19 protein-coding genes are annotated in these 20664 nt (G+C 71.9%); 17 read left to right on the top strand and 2 right to left on the bottom strand.

Annotation, left to right across the window (positions count from 1 at the left end):
- Window positions 1-54: 54 nt before the first annotated feature.
- Together ABZZ04_RS09960 and ABZZ04_RS09955 are read left to right on the top strand one after the other, a co-directional pair.
- Window positions 55-384: a hypothetical protein gene (locus tag ABZZ04_RS09960; RefSeq protein WP_356931687.1), complete on the top strand. Its 330-nt coding sequence runs from the start codon at window positions 55-57 to the stop codon at window positions 382-384.
- The gene (locus ABZZ04_RS09955) at window positions 381-701 is read left to right on the top strand and encodes a (2Fe-2S)-binding protein (protein WP_148836352.1); all 321 of its coding nucleotides are present in this window, start codon (window positions 381-383) and stop codon (window positions 699-701) included. The genes ABZZ04_RS09960 and ABZZ04_RS09955 overlap by 4 nt, the downstream gene beginning before the upstream one ends.
- Before the next feature lie 187 nt (window positions 702-888).
- Here the strand turns inward: ABZZ04_RS09955 and ABZZ04_RS09950 are convergent, their stop codons facing one another.
- Entirely contained in the window at window positions 889-1293 is a 405-nt protein-coding gene (locus ABZZ04_RS09950) for a TIGR03618 family F420-dependent PPOX class oxidoreductase (protein WP_356931686.1), read from the bottom strand.
- A 387-nt stretch (window positions 1294-1680) separates the two neighbouring features.
- Here ABZZ04_RS09950 and clpB point away from each other — a divergent pair, with 387 nt between their 5' ends.
- The 4 genes from clpB (at window position 1681) to ABZZ04_RS09930 (ending at window position 7422) form a co-directional block, all read left to right on the top strand.
- Window positions 1681-4293, top strand: a complete 2613-nt coding sequence (clpB, locus tag ABZZ04_RS09945) for an ATP-dependent chaperone ClpB (RefSeq protein WP_356931685.1) — start codon at window positions 1681-1683, stop codon at window positions 4291-4293.
- Between the two features lie 424 nt (window positions 4294-4717).
- Window positions 4718-5983, top strand: a complete 1266-nt coding sequence (locus ABZZ04_RS09940) for an MFS transporter (RefSeq protein ID WP_356931684.1) — start codon at window positions 4718-4720, stop codon at window positions 5981-5983.
- Between the two features lie 83 nt (window positions 5984-6066).
- Window positions 6067-6627 carry a YbjN domain-containing protein gene (locus ABZZ04_RS09935; RefSeq protein WP_356931683.1) on the top strand — a complete coding sequence of 187 codons (561 nt, stop codon included), beginning with the start codon at window positions 6067-6069 and terminating at the stop codon, window positions 6625-6627.
- A 309-nt stretch (window positions 6628-6936) separates the two neighbouring features.
- Window positions 6937-7422 carry a prevent-host-death family protein gene (locus ABZZ04_RS09930; protein WP_356931682.1) on the top strand — a complete coding sequence of 162 codons (486 nt, stop codon included), beginning with the start codon at window positions 6937-6939 and terminating at the stop codon, window positions 7420-7422.
- 425 nt (window positions 7423-7847) lie between these two features.
- On the opposite strand, the gene ABZZ04_RS09925 is transcribed toward ABZZ04_RS09930, so the two are convergent.
- The gene (locus tag ABZZ04_RS09925; protein WP_356931681.1) at window positions 7848-9029 is read right to left on the bottom strand and encodes a pyridoxal phosphate-dependent aminotransferase; all 1182 of its coding nucleotides are present in this window, start codon (window positions 9027-9029) and stop codon (window positions 7848-7850) included.
- Between the two features lie 155 nt (window positions 9030-9184).
- Between ABZZ04_RS09925 and ABZZ04_RS09920 the strand changes: the two genes are divergently transcribed.
- From ABZZ04_RS09920 to ABZZ04_RS09870, 11 genes are all read left to right on the top strand, one after another.
- Window positions 9185-9469, top strand: coding sequence for a hypothetical protein (locus tag ABZZ04_RS09920; protein ID WP_356931680.1), 285 nt, complete (start codon window positions 9185-9187; stop codon window positions 9467-9469).
- 465 nt (window positions 9470-9934) lie between these two features.
- Window positions 9935-10456: a DUF2617 family protein gene (locus tag ABZZ04_RS09915; protein ID WP_356931679.1), complete on the top strand. Its 522-nt coding sequence runs from the start codon at window positions 9935-9937 to the stop codon at window positions 10454-10456.
- An 84-nt stretch (window positions 10457-10540) separates the two neighbouring features.
- Window positions 10541-12139: a polyamine aminopropyltransferase gene (locus ABZZ04_RS09910; protein ID WP_356931678.1), complete on the top strand. Its 1599-nt coding sequence runs from the start codon at window positions 10541-10543 to the stop codon at window positions 12137-12139.
- A gap of 132 nt (window positions 12140-12271) precedes the next feature.
- Window positions 12272-13474, top strand: coding sequence for a hypothetical protein (locus tag ABZZ04_RS09905; protein WP_356931677.1), 1203 nt, complete (start codon window positions 12272-12274; stop codon window positions 13472-13474).
- A gap of 25 nt (window positions 13475-13499) precedes the next feature.
- Window positions 13500-14300, top strand: a complete 801-nt coding sequence (locus tag ABZZ04_RS09900) for an aldose 1-epimerase (protein ID WP_356931676.1) — start codon at window positions 13500-13502, stop codon at window positions 14298-14300.
- Window positions 14301-14353: 53 nt separating this feature from the next.
- Window positions 14354-14893: an orotate phosphoribosyltransferase gene (pyrE, locus tag ABZZ04_RS09895; protein ID WP_356931675.1), complete on the top strand. Its 540-nt coding sequence runs from the start codon at window positions 14354-14356 to the stop codon at window positions 14891-14893.
- A gap of 223 nt (window positions 14894-15116) precedes the next feature.
- Window positions 15117-16148, top strand: coding sequence for a class II fructose-bisphosphate aldolase (fbaA, locus tag ABZZ04_RS09890; RefSeq protein ID WP_356931674.1), 1032 nt, complete (start codon window positions 15117-15119; stop codon window positions 16146-16148).
- Window positions 16149-16316: 168 nt separating this feature from the next.
- On the top strand, window positions 16317-17489 hold the full coding sequence (locus ABZZ04_RS09885) for a MalY/PatB family protein (protein ID WP_356931673.1): 1173 nt from the start codon (window positions 16317-16319) through the stop codon (window positions 17487-17489).
- A gap of 31 nt (window positions 17490-17520) precedes the next feature.
- Entirely contained in the window at window positions 17521-18348 is an 828-nt protein-coding gene (locus ABZZ04_RS09880; RefSeq protein WP_356931672.1) for an ankyrin repeat domain-containing protein, read from the top strand.
- Window positions 18349-18455: 107 nt separating this feature from the next.
- Complete coding sequence (locus ABZZ04_RS09875; RefSeq protein ID WP_356931671.1) at window positions 18456-20108, top strand: MFS transporter; 1653 nt, start codon at window positions 18456-18458, stop codon at window positions 20106-20108.
- A 122-nt stretch (window positions 20109-20230) separates the two neighbouring features.
- A complete protein-coding gene (locus ABZZ04_RS09870; RefSeq protein ID WP_356931670.1) occupies window positions 20231-20644 on the top strand; it encodes a DUF3151 domain-containing protein in 414 nt (137 codons plus the stop codon).
- The last annotated feature ends 20 nt before the right edge of the window (window positions 20645-20664 follow it).

Below are 20664 nucleotides of genomic sequence, written 5' to 3'. Positions count from 1 at the left end.
GACATCGTCTTAGGTGCGGGGGAGAAGAATCCACAAGTGAGGACGAAGCCGACTATGTATAAGCGAGTGCATCGCTCGGCGCTTGCCGTCTCGTTCGTCGCGGCCCTGGGGGTCGGGCTGGTGGGCGGCAGCGACATTGGCTGGAGCGAGGACAGCGTTGCCGGTGGCGACATCGGGTGGGCCGTCCAGGCCGCAGCCGACGGTGACATCGGTTGGCCGGTCGCGCCCGCCAAGTCGTCCGACATCGGGTGGGTCGTCCAGGCCTCGGCCGAGGGTGACATCGGCTGGGTCTCGCCCACCGACATCGGCTGGGTCTCGCCCACCGACATCGGTTGGGTCTCGCCCACCGGCACCGGCTCCGCCACGGCCCGCACAAGCGCATGACCATCCCGCCGGACGACCGGACCTTCCGGCGTGAGATGGCTACGGCCTACCGATCAGGCTGGCATTTCATCGATCTCGTCACAGCCCTTCCCCGCCGTGGCGACTCGCTGATGGTCACTCTGTTCGGCGACCCCATCGTTGTTGCACGTGAAGAAGACGACGAAGTACGCGCCTACCGGTGCCTCCGCAAGCCGCGTGGAGCTCCGCAGCCCGTCCGCTGCGCGATCCGGTACGACATGATCTTCGTCAACCTCGACCGGCGTGACCACCAGCTGTTCGAGCCAGAGACTATTTCCGCCACCCCCCGCAGTGCCTGAGCGATCCCCCGTCGTTCCATGTCGCTCAGTCACTCCCCCACACAACGGCGCCATCGTGACCTGAACACGATGGCGCCGTTGTGCTTTTCCCGTGCGCTTTTCCTGCCGGGTGCCCGAGGTGCCCGGCCGGCCCGGTCGGACGGGCCGGATCCGGTCGGACGGGCCGGATCCTGTCGGGCGGGGGCGGTCAGGCCCTGCCGAGCGCCCGGTCCACGGCGATCTCTATGACGATCCGGTCCGGGTTCGGCCGCGGCGTGCGCCCGTAGCGTTCCGTGTAGCGGCGTACGGCGTCGGCCACCGCCTCCGGTTCCGTGCGCACCGTCGCACGCCCCTCCAGCGTCGCCCAGTGGCGCCCGTCGATCTGGCAGACGGCGACCCGTGCCCCCTCCGGCCCGGCGGCCAGGACGTTGGTGGCCTTGCGGGTGTTCCTGCCGGTGATGACCCGCGCCAGCCGGGTCTCCGGGTCGTACGTCACGCCCACCGGCACCACGTGCGGAGTGCCGTCGGGGCGGGGCGTGGTCAGGGTGCACACGTGCCGCGCGCGCCAGAAGGCGAGGTATTCGGGGCCGGGGTTCGTCACGTCGACTGCCATGGGGACAGCGTAGGCAGTGCGCTCGCGGCCCTGCCCCCGCCCCTGCCCCCGCCCTCCCCTCGCCCCCGCCCTCGCCCCCGCCCTCCCCTCGCCCTCGCCCCCGCCCTCCCCTCGCCCGGCTCCGGCTTTGCCCGCCCGGTCCCCGCTCCGGTCCCGGGCGCCGGGTTCCGCTGCGGTGGCGGAGGGGCGGGTCGGCCGGTTCACTCGACATGTCGGGCCGGGGCGCGGGGGCGGGTGCCGGACGAGGGGAGGGCGGTACGGGAGGGCGGCAACAAGTTGAGCGGAGTGGACTCAACATTGCCATGAGTGAGGTAGACTCAACTTTGTGCACGTTGACTAAGTCAGTGTTGTGGAGAGGGCAGTCACCGCAAGGAGGAGAAAGCGCACGTGGACGCCGAGCTGACCAACAAGAGCCGGGACGCCATCAACGCGGCCACCAACAGGGCCGTGAAGGACGGGCACCCCGATCTGACCCCCGGGCACCTGCTGCTCGCGCTGCTCGCGGGCGAGGACAACGAGAACATCACCGATCTGCTCGCCGCCGTCGAGGCCGACCAGATCGCCGTACGCACCGAGACCGAACGACTCCTGGGCGCGGAGCCCAGCGTCACGGGCTCGACGGTCGCCCCGCCGCAGCCCAACCGCGAGCTGCTCGCCGTCATCGCGGACGCCGCGCGACGCGCGAAGGAGCTCGGCGACGACTACCTCTCCACCGAGCACCTGCTGATCGGCATCGCCGCCGAGGGCGGCCGCGCCGGTGAGATCCTCGGCGGGCAGGGCGCCAGTGCGAAGAGGCTGCTGGACGCATTCGAGAAGAGCAGGGGAGGACGCCGGGTGACCACACCCGACCCGGAGGGCCAGTACAAGGCGCTGGAGAAGTTCGGCACGGACTTCACGGCGGCCGCGCGCGAGGGCAAGCTCGACCCGGTCATCGGCCGCGACCAGGAGATCCGCCGGGTCGTCCAGGTCCTGTCCCGCCGCACCAAGAACAACCCGGTGCTCATCGGTGAGCCCGGCGTCGGCAAGACCGCCGTCGTCGAGGGCCTCGCCCAGCGCATCGTCAAGGGCGACGTCCCCGAGTCCCTGAAGAACAAGCGGCTCGTCTCGCTCGACCTCGGCGCGATGGTCGCGGGCGCCAAGTACCGCGGCGAGTTCGAGGAGCGGCTGAAGACCGTCCTCTCCGAGATCAAGGAGAGCGACGGGCAGATCATCACCTTCATCGACGAGCTGCACACCGTCGTGGGCGCGGGCGCCGGGGGCGACTCCGCCATGGACGCCGGCAACATGCTCAAGCCGATGCTGGCCCGCGGCGAGCTGCGGATGGTCGGCGCGACGACGCTCGACGAGTACCGCGAGCGCATCGAGAAGGACCCGGCCCTGGAGCGCCGCTTCCAGCAGGTGCTGGTGGCCGAGCCGAGCGTCGAGGACACCATCGCGATCCTGCGCGGGCTCAAGGGCCGGTACGAGGCGCACCACAAGGTCTCCATCGCGGACTCCGCGCTGGTGGCCGCCGCGACCCTGTCCGACCGCTACATCACCTCCCGCTTCCTGCCCGACAAGGCCATCGACCTGGTCGACGAGGCTGCGTCCCGGCTGCGCATGGAGATCGACTCCTCGCCCGTCGAGATCGACGAGCTCCAGCGCGCCGTCGACCGCCTCCACATGGAGGAGCTGGCGCTCAAGAACGAGACCGACCCGGGCTCCAGGGAGCGCCTGGAGCGGCTCCGCCGCGACCTCGCCGACAAGGAGGAGGAGCTGCGCGGCCTCAACGCCCGCTGGGAGAAGGAGAAGCAGGGCCTCAACCGCGTCGGTGAGCTGAAGGAGCGCCTCGACGGGCTGCACGGCCAGGCCGAGCGAGCCCAGCGCGACGGCGACTTCGACACCGCGTCCAAGCTGCTCTACGGGGAGATTCCCGGCCTGGAGCGGGAGCTCGCGGAGGCCAGCGAGGCCGAGCAGGAGGCCGCGAAGGACACGATGGTCAAGGAGGAGGTCGGCCCGGACGACATCGCCGACGTCGTCGGCTCCTGGACCGGCATCCCGGCCGGACGCCTGCTGGAGGGCGAGACCCAGAAGCTGCTGCGCATGGAGGACGAGCTCGGCAAGCGGCTCATCGGACAGGCGGAGGCGGTGCGGGCGGTGTCGGACGCGGTGCGTCGCACCCGCGCCGGGATCGCCGACCCCGACCGGCCCACCGGATCGTTCCTCTTCCTCGGCCCGACCGGGGTCGGCAAGACGGAGCTGGCGAAGGCGCTCGCCGACTTCCTGTTCGACGACGAGCGGGCCATGGTCCGCATCGACATGAGCGAGTACGGCGAGAAGCACAGCGTGGCGCGGCTGGTCGGCGCCCCGCCCGGATACGTCGGCTACGAGGAGGGCGGCCAGCTCACCGAGGCGGTCCGCCGCCGCCCGTACAGCGTCGTGCTGCTGGACGAGGTCGAGAAGGCCCACCCCGAGGTCTTCGACATCCTGCTCCAGGTCCTCGACGACGGCCGGCTCACCGACGGGCAGGGCCGGACGGTGGACTTCCGCAACACCATCCTGATCCTGACCTCCAACCTCGGCAGCCAGTTCCTGGTCGACCCCCTGACCAAGCCCGAGGAGAAGAAGGCGCAGGTCCTGGAGATCGTGCGGGGCTCGTTCAAGCCGGAGTTCCTCAACCGGCTCGACGACCTGGTGGTCTTCTCCGCGCTGTCCGGCGACGAGCTGGGGCACATCGCGCGGCTCCAGATCGACCGGCTCGCCAAGCGGCTGGCCGATCGCCGGCTCACCCTCGACGTCACGCCCGAGGCCCTGGCCTGGCTGGCGGAGGAGGGCAACGACCCGGCGTACGGGGCACGGCCGCTGCGCCGCCTCATCCAGACGTCCATCGGCGACCGGCTGGCGAAGGAGATCCTCGCGGGCGAGGTCAGGGACGGGGACACCGTCCGGGTGGACCGGGTCGGGGACGACCTGCTCGTCGGGCCCGCGACCTCGGGCGGGGCGTCGGGCGCGACCGCGTAGGAGGGCGCACGGCCTGCCGATGACGGGCCCCGGCCCGAGGACCGCACGGTTCTCGGACCGGGGCCCGTCGTTCGCGCCGTCGGTCCCCCGTGGGCCCGCCCCCATTCCTTCGGCATTCCCCCGCCAGGCAGGGGGCGAGGAATTGAGGTGATTTCGGGAGAAAGGCGAAAACGGTCACCGCCATCGGTGATCCATCGTTCAACATCGATATCGAGCCAAACGCCTTGCTCCGCGCCGATGGGCGGGATCTTCCGCCCCGCCCCCGTTCCACTCGCATCTCCAGCCCCTGATAAGGGACTTCTGTTCGGGCGCGGGCGGCTTCCGTCCGGTGTCGCGCGAATAATCAGGACACCTCGCGGCGTCCGTCGTGGCCTGCTCGCAGGCATGGTTGGGGGACGAATTCGGCAGTCTGTAGCGTGCGCGCATGAACGAGCGGACAGGCGATGAGATAAATTCGGGGCCCAAAAAGCCCAGATCTGACAATCTCTTTCACCTCGGCGAATTCCGTACTCTTTGGGCTGCTTATGCCCAGTCGATCCTGGGTGATCAGCTGGCGCGCGTGGCCCTGTCGTTGCTCGTGTTCGAGCGCACCGAATCGCCGGGGTGGACCGCGGCGACGTATGCGCTGACGACCTTGCCCGCGCTGCTGTCCGGGGTGCTCCTGTCCGGCCTGGCGGACCGGTTCCCCCGGCGTACGGTCATGATCGGCTGCGACCTCGTGCGGATGGTGCTGGTCGGGCTGATGGCTCTGCCCGGGATGCCCCTGCCGCTGCTCGCGGGGCTGCTGGTGCTGGCGCAGCTGGCCGAGGCGCCCTTCGGCGCCGCCCAGGGCGCGCTGCTGCCCACCGTGCTCGGTGCCGAGCGGTACGAACGCGGCCAGCGGGTCATGCAGATCACCCACCAGACCGGACAGCTGGCCGGTTTCGCCGGCGGAGGTCTGCTGGCCGCGTGGCTGGGCAGCAACCTCTCGCTGGGCGTGAACGCGTTGACCTTCCTCCTCTCGGCGATGCTGATCAGGTTCGGTGTGAAGGCCCGTCCCGCGGCGAGTGCCGATGCCCGCAAGAAGCGGCTCGGCGCACAGGTCGGGGGCGCGGCGGGGCTGATCTGGTCGGACCGCAGACTCCGGTCGCTGATCGCGCTGGGGTGGCTCGCGGGGTTCGTCGTCCTGCCGGAGGGGCTGGCCGCCCCGTTCGCGGACGAGGCCGGCGGTGGCGCGTACTCGGTGGGACTCCTGCTCGCCTCGCATCCGGCGGGAATGGTGCTGGGGGCGGCCCTGCTGGGGCGGGCCGGGGTCGGCGACGAGTCGCGGCGCCGGCTGCTCGGGCCACTGGCGATCGGTGCGAATCTGCCGCTGGTCGCGTACTGGCTCGATCCCGGCGTCGGCGCGGCCATGTTCCTGCTGATGGTGGCCGGGGTGTGCTCCGCCTACCAGATCACCGCCGGAGCCACCTTCGTACTCCTGACACCGGTCGACCAGCGCGGCCAGGCGCTGGGGCTGGCCAGGTCGGGGGTGACCGCCATGCAGGGGATCGGCGTCGCACTCGGAGGTGTCGCGACGGAGCTGACCGGCTCGTCGGCGAACACCATCGGCGCGTCCGGACTTCTCGGGGTGCTCTGCGCGATCCTTGCCGCCGTCGCCTGGTCACGGGCGCGGGCAGGCGATGCGCAGATGATTCCCGGGAAGGCATAGGAAGACCCTGGACCCCCCTGGCGGCGAAACGCGGCTAGGGTCGTCGGCAGGAAACCGCGAGCGATCCACAGGAGTACCCAGCGATGTCTATCGATCCGTCCTCGATTCCTAACTTCGGGGGCCAGCCCGAACCGCAGGCCGCAGGACCGGAGGGCCCCGTCGTTCCTGACCAGGACCTCGTCAAGCAGCTCCTGGACCAGATGGAGCTGAAGTACGTCGTCGACGACGAGGGCGACCTCGCGGCACCGTGGGAGGACTTCCGCACGTACTTCATGTTCCGCGGCGAGGACGAGCAGCAGGTCTTCTCGGTCCGTACGTTCTACGACTTCCCGCACGCCGCGGACCAGCGCCCGGTCCTGCTCGACGCGATCGACGACTGGAACCGCCGCACCCTGTGGCCCAAGGTCTACACGCACACCCACGAGCCCGAGGAGGGCGCCGAGGACACCGAGGTCTCGGTCCGCCTGATCGGCGAGGCGCAGATGCTCATCGGTACGGGCGTCAGCCTGGAGCACTTCGTCTCGTCGACGGTCAGCTGGGTGCGCGCCTCGATCGAGTTCGACAAGTGGCTGAAGGACCGGCTGGGCCTGACGCCGGCCGAGGAGAAGGCGGACGGCACGGAGCAGGCCGCTCCCGACGCCTGAGCCCGGCCCGGCCCACGAGAGCCCGGCCCGGACGGCGGTCCCCGCGACCACCGCCCGGACCGGGCTCCTCGCGTTCCCGGCGCCTTCCCCGACCCTTCCCGGAACCTTTTCCCCAGCCCTTCCCGGTGCCCGGAAACCCGCTCCGGCCCCGCACGCCGCGTGGGGCCGTCGCGGGGCCGCTCGGCTGCTACAGCCGGTTGAGGCGGTCCACCGCCTCTTCCGGCACACCCTTCCGCTTGCAGAGGGCGAAGGCGCGCCGACAGCCAGGCCGCACTAGAAATCAGATCACGATCTGAGTAATCTCTGATCATGTCTACCGTGCGCCTGCAAGCAGAAACGGAATCCGTCTCCTTCACCGACCTCTCCCGCAACCCCAAGGGTGTCGCGGCCAGAGCGGCCGCCCTGGGGCGTCTCCGCGTCACACACCGGGACGCGCCGGACATGGTCCTGACCACGGCTGTACAGGCGGAGAACGCCGAGGAGAACCTGACCACGGCCTCACGGCTCTTCCTCGCACTGATGAAGCAGGACGACGGCGCCAAGTCGCTCCTTCTCGCACTCCCCGAGGTGTTCCCCTGGGTGCGACACCTGGACGCGGAAGAGGTCCGGGCCTTCACCGTCGAGCTCCTTGAAGCGCTGTCGGATGCCGCCGAACTGGGGGCAGGAGAGGCCGTGCATCGCGCGATCGTCTCCTGGCGCGCCACGGCTCGCATCAACGCTGATCCCGACCAGCTCAGGCAGTCGTCGCGTCCGATCGATGGTGATGACCTCGGCCCGGTCGAGGTGTGTGGGTGAGCCCGAAGAAAGGGGATCGGGTCAGCGTTCCGCCCCTCGACGGGTGGAATGTCGTCTTCGGGACCACGGAGGCGGTGACCGGCTGGGAGGAACTGTGCCGTGTCGCACTGCCGAGTACGCATCGATGCCTGGACGCCCTCCGGAGCGACCCCCTGTCCCGGTCCAACTGGGGCCGCCAGCATCAGCTACGAGGCAGGCACGCAACCAAAGTATGGAAGGGATCCGACCTCGAACAGTGGGAGTACGAGGTCACCAGCGGTGGTCGAGTGCGCTACCTGGTCAGCGCGGAGACTTCCACCGTGATCCTCGTGTACGCCTCCCCGCGGCATCCGAAAGACACCGAGTGAGCCTGTGCCATTTCCGGGTCGGGGCCCGCGAACAGGCCCCGACATCGCCCCCTGGTGGGACTTCTTCCACGCGCTCCGTCAGGCCGCCAGCCGCTTGAGGCGGTCCACCGCCTCCTCCAGCACGGCCTTCCGCTTGCAGAAGGCGAACCGTACGAACGGCGCGCCCTCCTCCCGGTGGTCGTAGAAGACCGCGTTCGGGATGGCGACGACCCCGCAGCGCTCGGGCAGCGCCCGGCAGAAGGCGAAGCCGTCGCTCTCGCCGAGCGGGCGGATGTCGGTGGTGACGAAGTACGTCCCGGCCGGGCGGTACACCTCGAAGCCCGCCTCGGTGAGCCCGTCGCTCAGCAGGTCCCGCCCGGCACGCAGTTCGGCGCGCAGCGCGTCGTAGTAGCTGTCGGGCAGGCGCAGGGCCTCGGCGACCGCGTACTGGAACGGACCGGCCGACACGTACGTCAGGAACTGCTTCGCCGAGCGGACCGCACTCACCAGTTCGGGGCTCGCGGTGATCCAGCCGACCTTCCAGCCGGTGAACGAATAGGTCTTGCCGGCCGAACCGATGGTGACGGTGCGTCCGCGCATGCCGGGGAACGAGGCGAGCGGGAGGTGTTCGCCCTCGAAGACCAGGTGCTCGTAGACCTCGTCGGTGACGACGAGGAGGTCGCGCTCGACGGCGAGTGCGGCGATCGCGCCGAGTTCCTCGCGGGTGAGGACGGTGCCGGTGGGGTTGTGCGGGGTGTTGAGCAGGATCAGCCGGGTGCGGGGGGTGATGGCGGCGCGCAGCTCGTCGAGGTCGAGCCGGTAGGTGCGCGTGGACGGCTCGGGGCGCAGGGTCACGGGGACGCGGGTGGCGCCCGCCATGGCGATGCAGGCGGCGTACGAGTCGTAGTACGGCTCCAGGGCGATGACCTCGTCGCCGGGTTCCAGCAGGGCCAGCAGGGAGGCGGCGATGGCCTCGGTGGCACCGGCGGTGACCAGGACCTCGGTGTCGGGGTCGTGGGCCAGGCCGTAGCGCCGCTGCTGGTGGTCGGCGATCGCGGTGCGCAGTTCGGGGATGCCGGGGCCGGGCGGGTACTGGTTGCCGCGCCCGTCGCGCAGGGCACGGACGGCGGCCTCCCGGATCTCCTCGGGGCCGTCGGTGTCGGGGAAGCCCTGGCCGAGGTTGATGGAACCGGTCCGTACGGCGAGCGCCGACATCTCCGCGAAGATCGTCGTACCGAACTCCGCGAGGCGGCGGTTGAGCAGCGGTCGTCCCTGTGTCATGGCGGTCATCCTGCGCTCAAGCTCTGGAGTTGCTCAAGTCTGCTTTGGCCGTTCGGCGGCGGGGGAATCCCCCGGTCACGCAGGAAGCGAAGAACGCGCGTGCGAGCGTGCGGAAGCGGGGGACCTCGCTTCGGGGGAAGAAAGGCGTCGGGCCGGTGAAGGAATTCGTCGAAGCAGTCATCGTGATCGCTCTGATCGGGACGGTCGTCTCGATCGTGGCGAAGGGGAGGAAGAAGCCGAAGGCGGCCGTCCGGTCGGGTGCGCGGGGGCGCAACAAGCGGCGCCGTTCGAGCGGGGACAGCTGGTGGGCCGGCGGCAACAACGGGAGTTCGTCCTGCGGGAGCGGAGGCGGCTCCTCGTGCGGCGGTGGTTCCTCGTGCGGCGGCGGCTCGTCCTGCGGCGGCGGTGGCGGCGGTGGGGGCTGCGGCGGCGGCAGCTGACCGGGGCGGGACCGTTCTCCGGTACGGGACTGCTCTCCGGTACGGGGTGGTGTCACCCCTGGGGCCGAGGAGCACCCAGGGGGTTGACGTCGGGAAGTTGACGGCGGGAAGTTGACGGCGGGGGCCGGGCGGCGGAGCCGGACGGTCCGGATCCGCACGGTCGACGTGTGGCGGGTGTTCGGTTTGTGACAGGTGTCCGGTGGGTGAACTCCCGCCGGACACCTTTTTGTTGGGCTTTTCGCGAGTCATCGGTGAACACGTATCCGAAGGGCCCCCGAGGGGAGGGAAACCGCAGCAAGTTGGGTAAAAACGCTGTGCATACGGCTTATCCGTGATTCCCTCGTTTGAGAGAACATCCAGCCCTCGGACCCCAGTTGGACCTGATCGGGCGCTATAAACCCCGCGTGCATCGCGTCGAGGCGTCCCCCTGTCCATGTGTCCATGCCTGCTTTGCGGAGCCGACCCATGCTCACGACCCTCCAGACGGCTTACTCCGACACCCGTGCTGCCGACCTGGCCTGGGCGCTGGGGCGCGAACCGCTCCCCGCCCTGGCGGTGCTCGACCTCGAACTCGCGGGCGCCAGATTGCAGATGCGCCTGCTCGGCGCCTCCCATCAGGTGCTTCTGGAGGAGGAGAGCGGCGCCTGTTCCGAAACCGTGGCGTGCATCCCCGGCAGCAGGACCCCGCTGCCGCTCGGCGTGTCCAAACGCCTGGGCGAGTGGGAGTACGAATTCGCGGCGCGCGTCGAGACGCTCTCGGAGGGCTCGTTCGCCGGTCGTGCGCAGGAGCTCCTCGCGCTGGTGGCCGACCATCCCCACGGCCTCGCCGGCACGTTCCCCGGCAGCCCGCACGCCTTCACCGCCATGCTCGCCCAGCGGACGGAGGGCCAGGTGCGCTGGCGCACCTGGCACGCGTACCCCCAGGAGGGGCAGCTGGTGGTGACGCGCACCAGGATGGGTGTGCGGAAGCCCGCCGCGGCGCTCTGAAACGCCCCAACTCCGTTACGGGTAAGCCACTTACACCCTTGTGGGTGACAGGCTGCCACGCTTTCGTGACGTAGCGTTCGCATCATGATCGACCAGCAGGTTTCGCTGCGAGGGGGCGCGGCACGTCTTCCCGTGCGACCGAGAACCGGTCGGTTCCTCGTGCTGGCCGCCGTCTTCGTCTGCGCGGCCTGCGGTCTGGTGTACGAACTCGAACTGGTGGCGCTCGCCTCCTACTTGATCGGCGATTCGGTCACCCAGGCCTCCATCGTGCTCTCCGTGATGGTGTTCGCGATGGGGGTCGGCTCGCTTCTCGCGAAACGTTTGCGCAGTCATGCCGCGGTGGGGTTCGGGCTGATCGAGACGGCACTCGCGCTCATCGGCGGCTCCTCGGCGCTCGTGCTGTACGCCTCGTTCGCCTGGATCGGGGAGTCGCGGCTCGCGCTCATCGTCTTCTCGTTCACGATCGGCGTCCTGATCGGCGCGGAGATCCCGCTGCTGATGACCCTGATCCAGCGCGTCGACCGGCAGGACGCGGGCGGCACCGTGGCGGACCTGTTCGCCGCCGACTACGTGGGCGCGCTGGTCGGCGGGCTCGCCTTCCCCTTCCTGCTGCTGCCGGTGCTGGGCCAGCTGACCGGGGCGCTGCTCACCGGTGTGGTCAACGCGGCGGCGGGCGGGGCGCTGGTGCTGTGGGTGTTCCGGCGGGACCTCACCCCGGGCTCCCGGCTGCTGCTGATCGTGGCCAACGCGGCGGTGATCGCCGTCCTGGCCCTCACCACAGCGCTGGTCGACGACTTCGAGCGGGCGGCGCGGCGCGCGGTGTACGGGGACGGGGTGCGGGTCGCGGTGCAGACCGAGGTGCAGGAGGTCGTGCTGACGGGGTCGGGCCGCGGTTCCCTGCATCTGTACCTGGACGGGCGGTTGCGGGTCAGCGCGCGCGACGAGCACCGCTACCACGAGGCGCTGGTCCACCCGGCGATGAACGGGCCGCACGCCCGGGTCCTGATCCTGGGCGGGGGCGACGGCCTCGCCGCCCGGGAGGTGCTGCGTCACCGGGACGTGCGCGACGTCACCCTGGTCGAGCTCGACTCCGGCGTCACCCGGTTGGCCCGGACCGACCCGGCGCTCTCGGAGCTGAACGGCCACGTGTACCGCGATCCGCGGCTCACGGTCGTCACCGCCGACGCCTTCACCTGGCTGCGGGCGGCACGCGGCAGCTACGACGTGGTGGTCTCGGACCTGCCCGACCCCGGGATCTCCGCCAGCACGAAGCTGTACTCGGCGGAGTTCTACGGCCTGGTCGGGAGGGTCCTCGCGCCCGGTGGCCGGGTGGTGGTGCACGGCGGTCCGGCGGCGTCCCGGCCGCGCACGTACTGGACGGTGGAGGCGTCGATGCGGGAGGCGGGGCTGCACACCCGCCCGTACCTGATCGGCGGCCGGCTCTCCGACTTCGCGGCCGGTCCCGACCGGGCCACCCGCCGGACCCAGGCTGTGCGCGACTGGGGTTTCGTCCTCGCCGGGGCGGGGCGCGCACCGGAGCTGGGCCTGGCCCCGGGGGCGCCGGAGCCGCACTCGTTGACGGCGCGGGCGCTGACGGACGCGGGGCGGGAGGCGGAGGACGCACGGCTCCCGGGCCTGCCGCCGTCGACGCTGGTGCACCCGAGGTACTGGGAGGACCGGTGAGGGCGTGGTCTTCCGGAACCTTCCGGGTCCGTTCCGGGCCCCGGAACGGACCCGGTCCGGGGCCCGGGTGGAGGTCGGTCCCGCGGGCGGAACCGCTGACGTGAGGGCCGGGGCTGAGTAGGCTCGGTTTTCATGGAGCATGAGGTGTTCGTTCCGGTTCCGGCCCCGTCCCTCCGGCGGACGCTGGGCGACCCCGCCCGCGTCGCGCGCTGCGTGCCGGGGCTGCAGCAGGACGCCGAGGCGTCCGCGGGTCCGCTGTCCGGCCGGCTCAAGGTCAGGGTCGACGGCCACACGATCACGTACCGCGGCACCCTGAGACTCACGGACGCCCCGCAGGACGGCGGTTCGGAGGGTGCGCGCGGGGCCGCCGAGATCCTGGTGACGGGCGAGGGCTCCGAGGCCAGGGGTGGCGGCTCGGCGAAGCTGACCCTGACGATCGACCTGACCGAGCGGGACGGCGGCACGGCGATCGGCTTCACGGGCACGGTCGGCGGCGACGGCCGTCTCCTGGAACTGGACGCGGCGGCGGCGCTCGCCGCGGGCCGCCGCCTGCTGGACCGCTTCGCCCAGCAACTCGTGACGGAGACGCTGGCATCCGGGGAGCCGGACGGCGAAGAGGGGCCCGCCGATGCCGAGGAGGCGTCCGGCGGAGAAGCATCCGGCGGAGAGGCGTCCGGCGGAGAGGCGTTCGACGATCGGGCGTCCGGCAGCACGCGGGGCGGGGCGCCCGGGGAGGTCGAGCGGTCCGTCGGCGAGGCCGTGGAACAGGCCATCGAGGAGGGGGCCGAGGAGGCCGACACGACCGGGGCGGACCTCGCCCGGGACATCGCGCCCGAGGTCGACGACGACATCCCGCCCACGCACGACGCCACCGCGGACGAGGCACCCTCGACCGGGAGTCCCGAGAACGCCGGAGGATCGGGGAGCCCGGAGGACACCGGGAGCACCAGGGGCATGGAGAAGGCGGAGAACGCGGAGGACGCGGGGGACGCAGAGGACGCGGGGGACGAGAGAGGCGCCGGTGGCGCGGGGAACCCCCCGGGCACCGGTTCGGTCTTCGACGCGCCCGTTCCCCCGCCCTCGCTCGACCCCGACGCGGAGGCGGAGTTCCCCGAGCCCGAAGCTCCCCCGGCGGAGGCCGCGCACGCCAGGCGCACGATGATCGGCCGCAGCGCCGAGGAGGTCGACCACGCGCCGCCGCGCGGCCGGTACGCCCCCGTGCCGTCACCCGACTCGACCACCAGGAGCGCCACGCTCCGCTGGGTCGCCCCGGCCGCCGCGCTCGCGCTGGCGTCCGCCGTGGTGGTCGGCCGTGCGCTGCGGCGGCGGAGGTAGCCGCAGCGCCAGTAATCTCGGGCGGGTGAGTAGCAGCGAGAAGGACGTCCGGCTGTCCGTCGGCGACGCAGAGTTGACCGTGAATCCCGCCAACGGCTGTCGTGTCGACAGCCTGCGCATCGGCGGCACCGAACTGCTGCGGCAGGGGGAGCGGTACGGCTGCTTCCCGATGGTGCCGTGGTGCGGGCGCACCGGATACGGGCTGTTCCACAACGGCGACGTCCCGCACCGGCTGCCGCTGAACTCCCCGCCGCACGCCATCCACGGCACCGGCCGGGAGACCGCCTGGCGCACCGCCCGGGTCGGCGAGCGGGACGCCTCGTTCTACTACGACCTCGCCGACCCCTGGCCGTATCCGGGCCGGGTCACCCAGACCTTCGAACTGGCCGAGGACTCCCTCACGCTGGCCTTCGGCATCGAGACGTACGGGGACTCCTTCCCGGCGCAGGCCGGCTGGCACCCCTGGTTCCTGCGCAACCTCGGCGACGGGGGCGAGGACGTGCGGCTGAGCTTCGACGCGCAGTGGCAGGAGGAGCGGGGCGACGACCACCTGCCGACCGGCCGCCGCATCCCGCCCCTGCCGGGTCCGTGGGACGACTGCTTCGGGATGCCGGACGGCGTCGAGGTGACGCTCACCTGGCCGGAGCAGCTGGAGCTGACCGTGAAGAGCCGGTCCGAGTGGGTCGTGGTCTACGACGAGCAGGACGAGGCGGTCTGCGTGGAGCCGCAGTCCGGACCGCCGAACGGGCTGAACACCATGCCCCGCCTCGTCACCCCGATCGACCCGCTGGAGATCGCGACGACCTGGAGCTGGCGCAGGCTCTGACCCGGTACGGCGGTGGGCGTGGGGTGCGACAGGGGCGGCTTAAGCTCGTAGCCATGACTGACGTACGTGCTGAGCTGCTCCAGCAGATCAAGGACAAGGCCGTGGTACACGGCAAGGTGACCCTCTCCTCGGGTCTTGAGGCCGACTGGTACATCGACCTGCGCCGCATCACGCTGGACGGCAAGGCCGCCCCGATGGTCGGTCAGGTCATGCTCGACGCCACCGCCGACCTGGACTACGACTGCGTGGGCGGGCTGACGCTGGGCGCCGACCCGGTCGCCACGTCGATGCTGCACGCCTCCGCCGCGCGCGGGCAGGAGCTGGACGCGTTCGTCGTCCGCAAGGCTCAGAAGGCGCACGGGATGCAGCGCCGCATCGAGGGCACGGACGTGAAGGGCCGCCGCTGCCTGGTGGTCGAGGACACCTCGACCACCGGCGGTTCGCCGCTGACCGCCGTCGAGGCGGTGCGTGAGGCCGGCGGCGAGGTCGTCGCCGTGGCCGTGATCGTGGAGCGGGGTGCGGCCCCGGCCATCGCCGAGGCGGGCCTCCCCTATGTCCACGTCTACTCGGTGGCCGACCTCGATCTCGCCTGATACTTGGCCTGACCTGCGGCTTCTTTCGGGGGTGGGCGGTTTCACGTGAAACCGCCCACCCCTTTCGCATGCCCGCCGAGCGCCTGCCGCCCGGCTGCCGGAGCAGTCGGGCGACGGGTCGGGTGGAGCCGCGGCGAGAGTCTGGGAAGATGGGGGCGACGATGATGTCGCCCCCAGGTCAGGGAACCAGCACGCACACCCGCATATCCCAAGGAGCGGACACATGCCCATCGCAACCCCCGAGGTCTACGCCGAGATGCTCGACCGGGCGAAGGCAGGGAAGTTCGCCTACCCGGCCATCAACGTGACGTCGACCCAGACCCTGCACGCTGCACTGCGCGGCTTCGCGGAGGCGGAGAGCGACGGCATCGTCCAGATCTCCACCGGCGGTGCGGAATTCCTGGGCGGCCAGCACAACAAGGACATGGTCACGGGCGCCGTCGCCCTGGCCGAGTTCGCGCACATCGTCGCCGCCAAGTACGACATCTCGGTCGCGCTGCACACCGACCACTGCCCGAAGGACAAGCTGGACGGCTACGTGCGTCCGCTGCTCGACATCTCCGCCGAGCGCGTCGCCCGCGGCGAGAACCCGCTGTTCCAGTCCCACATGTGGGACGGCTCGGCCGAGACCCTCGCCGACAACCTGGCCATCGGCCAGGAGCTGCTGGCCAAGGCCGCCGCCGCCAAGATCATCCTTGAGGTCGAGATCACCCCGACCGGCGGCGAGGAGGACGGCGTCTCGCACGAGATCAACGACGAGCTGTACACCACCGTCGACGACGCGCTGCGCACCGCCGAGGCACTCGGCCTGGGCGAGAAGGGCCGCTACCTGCTGGCCGCCTCCTTCGGCAACGTCCACGGCGTCTACAAGCCGGGCAACGTCGTGCTCCGCCCCGAGCTCCTGAAGGACCTCCAGGAGGGCGTCGCCGCCAAGTACGGCAAGCCCGCCGGCAGCCAGCCCTTCGACTTCGTCTTCCACGGCGGTTCCGGCTCCACCGAGCAGGAGATCGCCACCGCGCTGGAGAACGGCGTCGTGAAGATGAACCTCGACACCGACACCCAGTACGCCTTCACCCGCCCGATCGTGGACCACGTGTTCCGCAACTACGACGGTGTGCTGAAGGTCGACGGCGAGGTCGGCAACAAGAAGGTCTACGACCCGCGCAGCTGGGGCAAGTCCGCCGAGGCGGGCATGGCGAAGCGCGTCACGGAGGCCTGCGCCAACCTGCGTTCCACCGGCACCCGGCTGAAGTAGGCACGACCGGTACGAGGCGTGGCCGCGGGCCCGGTACCCCCTCGGGGTGCCGGGCCCGCGGTGTGTTTCCGGGAAGGTGTTCCCGGGGATCCGACGGGCCCGGGGTCCGACCGGTCCGGGGACCGTGTTCCGAATGAGTGTGTGTGAGGGAGTGCTGTGAGTTCCGGTGTGCGCCATGACTATGACTTCGACACCGTCGTCGACCGCAGGGGCACCTGGTGCGTCCAGTGGGACGGGGTCGCGGACCGTTTCGGGGTGGACGGGCTGCTGCCGTTCACCATCTCCGACATGGACTTCGAGACCGCCCCGGAGGTGCTGGGCGCGCTGCGGGACCGCATCGGCCACGGGGTGTTCGGCTACACGGACTGGCGGCTGGGCGACTTCCGCGCGGCGATAGCCCACTGGTACGCGACCCGGCACGGGACGGAGGTGGACACCGACCTGCTGGTGTACGGGCCCTCCGTGCTCAGCCAGCTCTCGCAACTGCTCCAGATGTGGTCGGCCGAGGGCGACGGCGTGGTCGTCCACACCCCCACGTACGACGGTTTCCGCAAGGCGGTCACCGGGCTCGGGCGGGAGCTGCGGGGCGTGCCGGTGGGGGACCGGGCCGCGCTGGAACGCGAACTGGCCCGCCCCGACAGCAAGGTCCTGGTCCTGTGCTCGCCGCACAACCCGACGGGCCGGGTGTGGACCGAGGACGAGCTGGGGGAGATGGCGTCGCTCGCCGCACGGCACGGGGTCGCGGTGATCAGCGACGAGATACACGCGGACTTCGTGCACGAGGGACATGTGCACGTGCCGTGGACGAGGGTCGCCGGCGAGGGCCGCTGGGCGCTGGTCACCTCCGCGTCGAAGGCGTTCAACTTCCCCGCGCTGACCGGTTCGTACGGGCTGATCGGCGATCCCGCCGACCGGGCGGAGTTCCTGCGCCGGATGGAGACTGCCGAGGGGCTCGCCTCCCCGGCGGTGCTGTCGCTGACCGCGCACATAGCCGCCTACCGGGAGGGCGGGGCGTGGCTGGACGCGGCCCGCGCCTACGCCGCGGAGAACCTGGCGATGATCGCGCGGCGGCTGGACGAGGCGCTCCCGGAGCTGGGCTGGGAGCCGCCGCAGGCCGGCTACCTGGCATGGATCGATCTGCGGCCCGCGGGCATCGACGGCGACGAGGAGTTGCAGCGGGTGCTGATCGAGCAGGAGAAGGTCGCGGTGATGCCGGGCGGGGTGTACGGGGCGGAGGGCTTCGTACGACTGAACGTGGGCTGTCCGCGGTCCAAGGCGGAGGCCGGGGTGGAGGCCCTGATCCGCGGCGTCCGCCGGGTGCGCGGGAGCGCGGAGCGGTGACGCGCCCATGGACGTGCCCGCGGATGCGCCCGTGAACGCGGCCTCGGACGTGCCCACGGACGTGTTCGGGGCCGCCCGTGACGGTGACGCCGCCGTGGTACGGGCCGCCCTGGAGGCCGGTACGGAGCCCGCCGCGACCGACGAGCACGGCTGGACCCTCCTGCACCGGGCCGCGATGGGGGCGGAGGCGGACCCGGTCCGTGCGGCCGCCCTCCTCGCGGTCCTGATCGACGCGGGGGCGCCCGTCGAGCACCGCGGCAGGGACGGGCGCACGGCCCTCCACCTCGCCGCCGAGTTCTCGCAGTCCCCCGAGGCGGTCGAACTGCTGCTGGCCCGGGGCGCGGACCCGGACGTCCGCGACGACCACGGGGTCCACGTCACCGTCAACGCCTGGGTCCCGGAGGTCGCCGCGCTCCTGGCGGACGCCGCCGGGGTCGAGCTCCCGGCACCGGACGGGGCGGACGCGCCGCGGGGGCGCAAGCCGTCGCGCACCGAGTGGCGTACGGCGCGGAAGCGGGTCGGGAAGGTCCTGGCGGGGCTGGAGGCGGCGGGGTTCGTGACGCTCGCCGACGCGGGCACCACCCAGTCGGACGGCTTCGAGGACTGCTCCGGGGCCGCCGCCGACCGGGGCCGCGGCCCCGGGGACCTCGTCGGGTTCTGCTACTACACGGGCCAGGACGCCGGGCGCGCCCGGGACACGGGTCTCCTCCTCCTGGCGTTCTGGGGCGCGCCGGACGGCAGTCCGCGGAAGATGGAACAGGCCGGTGAAATCGTCGTCCGGGCGTTCCGCGACGCCGGGTTCCACGTGGAGTGGAACGGCGACGGGGGCAGTCGCCCGTGCGTGACGCTGGTCGGCTGAACGCCGGACAGGGGAGCAGGGGGAAGGGAAGGGAGGCCGGGAAGGGGGCCGGGACAGGGGCCGGTTCTCCGATGGCCCTCCCGGCGCGGAGCGGCGATGCTGCTCGTATGCCCGACGCAGCAGGGACAGGAGCCATCCGGGTCGCCTCCGCCACCGGACGCCGGGTCGTCCTCACGACCGTCCTCGGGTCCAGCATGGCCATGCTGGACTCCACCGTCATCAACGTCGCCCTGCCCCGCATCGGCGAGGACCTCGGCACCGGCCTGGCCGCGCTCCAGTGGACCGTGAACGCCTACATGCTGACGCTCGCCGGACTGATCCTGCTCGGCGGCGCCCTCGGCGACCGGTACGGGCGGCGGCGGGTGTTCGTCGTCGGGGTGGTCTGGTTCGCCGCCGCGTCCGTGCTCTGCGGGCTCGCGCCGAACTCCGCCGTCCTGATCGCGTCCCGGGCCCTCCAGGGCGTCGGCGGAGCCCTGCTCACCCCCGGTTCGCTGGCCCTGATCCAGGCCAGTTTCCACCCCGACGACCGGGCCCGCGCGGTCGGCCTGTGGTCGGGGTTCGGCGGGGTCGGGGCGGCCGTCGGGCCGTTCGTCGGCGGCTGGCTCGTCGACGGGCCCGGCTGGCGCTGGGTGTTCCTGCTCAACGTGCCGATCGCCGCGGTCTGCGTGCCGGTGGCGCTGCGTCACGTACCGGAATCGCGGGACCCGGACGCCCACGGGCGGTTCGACGTGCTGGGGGCGGTGCTCGGCGCGGCGGCCCTTGCCCTGGTGACGTACGCGCTGATCGAGGCGCCGGGGCAGGGGGCGTCCGGCGCGGTGGTCGGGGCGGCCGTCGGCGGGGTCCTGCTCGGGGTGCTGTTCGTGCGGGTGGAGCGCGGGCGGGAGAACCCGATGCTGCCGTCGTCGGTGTTCGAGTCCCGGCAGTTCACCGCCGTCAACGTCATCACCCTCTGCGTGTACGCGGCGCTCGGCGGGTTCTTCTTCCTCTCCGCGATCCAGCTCCAGGTGGTCGCCGGGTACTCGGCGCTCGGCGCGGGCACGGCGCTGCTGCCGACGACCGTGCTGATGCTGCTCTTCTCGGCAGCCTCGGGAGAGCTGGGCCGGCGCATCGGGCCCCGGATCCCGCTCACCGTCGGCCCGCTGGTCGCCGCCGCCGGGATGCTGCTGATGACCCGGGTCGGGCCGGGGTCGGCCTCCGTCTCCGGCTACCTCACCGACGTGCTCCCCGCGGTCGCCCTGCTCGGCGTCGGACTCGTCACCCTGGTCGCGCCGCTCACCGCGACGGTCCTGGCCTCCGTGGACACCGCACGGGCCGGTCTCGCCAGCGGGATCAACAACGCGGCCGCCCGTGCCGCCGGTCTGATCGCGGTGGCCGCGCTGCCGCTGCTCACCGGCATGGGGCCGGAGGCGTACCGGGACGCCGACGAGTTCGCCGCGACCTTCCGCCGGGCCATGCCGATGTGCGCCGGGCTGCTCGTGCTGGGCGCGGTGATCGCCTGGGCGGCGGTGAGCGGGGCGCCGGTCCCGGCCGACGAGGAGGAACACGCACGGCCCGAGTGCACGGTGCACTGCGGCGTCACCGCCCCGCCGCTGGAACCCGAGCGGGAGGGGGCCGGGCGGGAAGGGGCCGAGCGGGGAGGGGCCGGGCGGGAAGGGGCCGAGCGGGGAGGGGCCGGGGATCCGCGCGCGGACGGGGACGGCGGGGACGGAGGGAGCGGCGGACACGGCGGGGACGGCAGGGGCGGCAGGGGCGGGGTGTGAACCGGTCGGTGTGCCGGGCCGTCACCGTGCCCGTACCACCGGCGCGGGCGGTGGTGCGAGCGGCGGCTCGGGCGCGTTGCCCGGCTACCCCCGGCGCACATGCGCCAGGCACACTTGAACCCATGTCGATCCACGAGAACCTGCTCGGGGGCCCGCCCCCGACCCACCTGCCCGACGACCCGGAGCCGCGCGAGCTGCTCGCGAGCGGCACGGCCCCCGCCGACGTCGCCGCGAAGTACCCGACCTCCTCCCTGGCCTGGGCACAGCTCGCCGACGAGGCGTTCGAGGGCGGTCGCGTCATCGAGTCGTACGCCTACGCCCGCACCGGCTACCACCGCGGCCTCGACGCGCTGCGCAGGGCCGGCTGGAAGGGCCACGGCCCCGTGCCGTTCGAGCACGAGCCGAACCGCGGCTTCCTGCGCGCCCTGCACGCCCTGGCGCGGGCCGCCCGGGAGATCGGCGAGCAGGACGAGTACGAGCGCTGCTCGACGTTCCTGCGCGACTCCTCGCCGACCGCCGCCGAGACCCTCGGCTAGCCGAACAAACCCGGGACGTA

The sequence above is a fragment of the Streptomyces sp. NPDC006435 genome (assembly GCF_040612315.1).
GTDB lineage: Bacteria > Actinomycetota > Actinomycetes > Streptomycetales > Streptomycetaceae > Streptomyces.
This window is presented reverse-complemented; position numbering and strand designations above follow the sequence as displayed.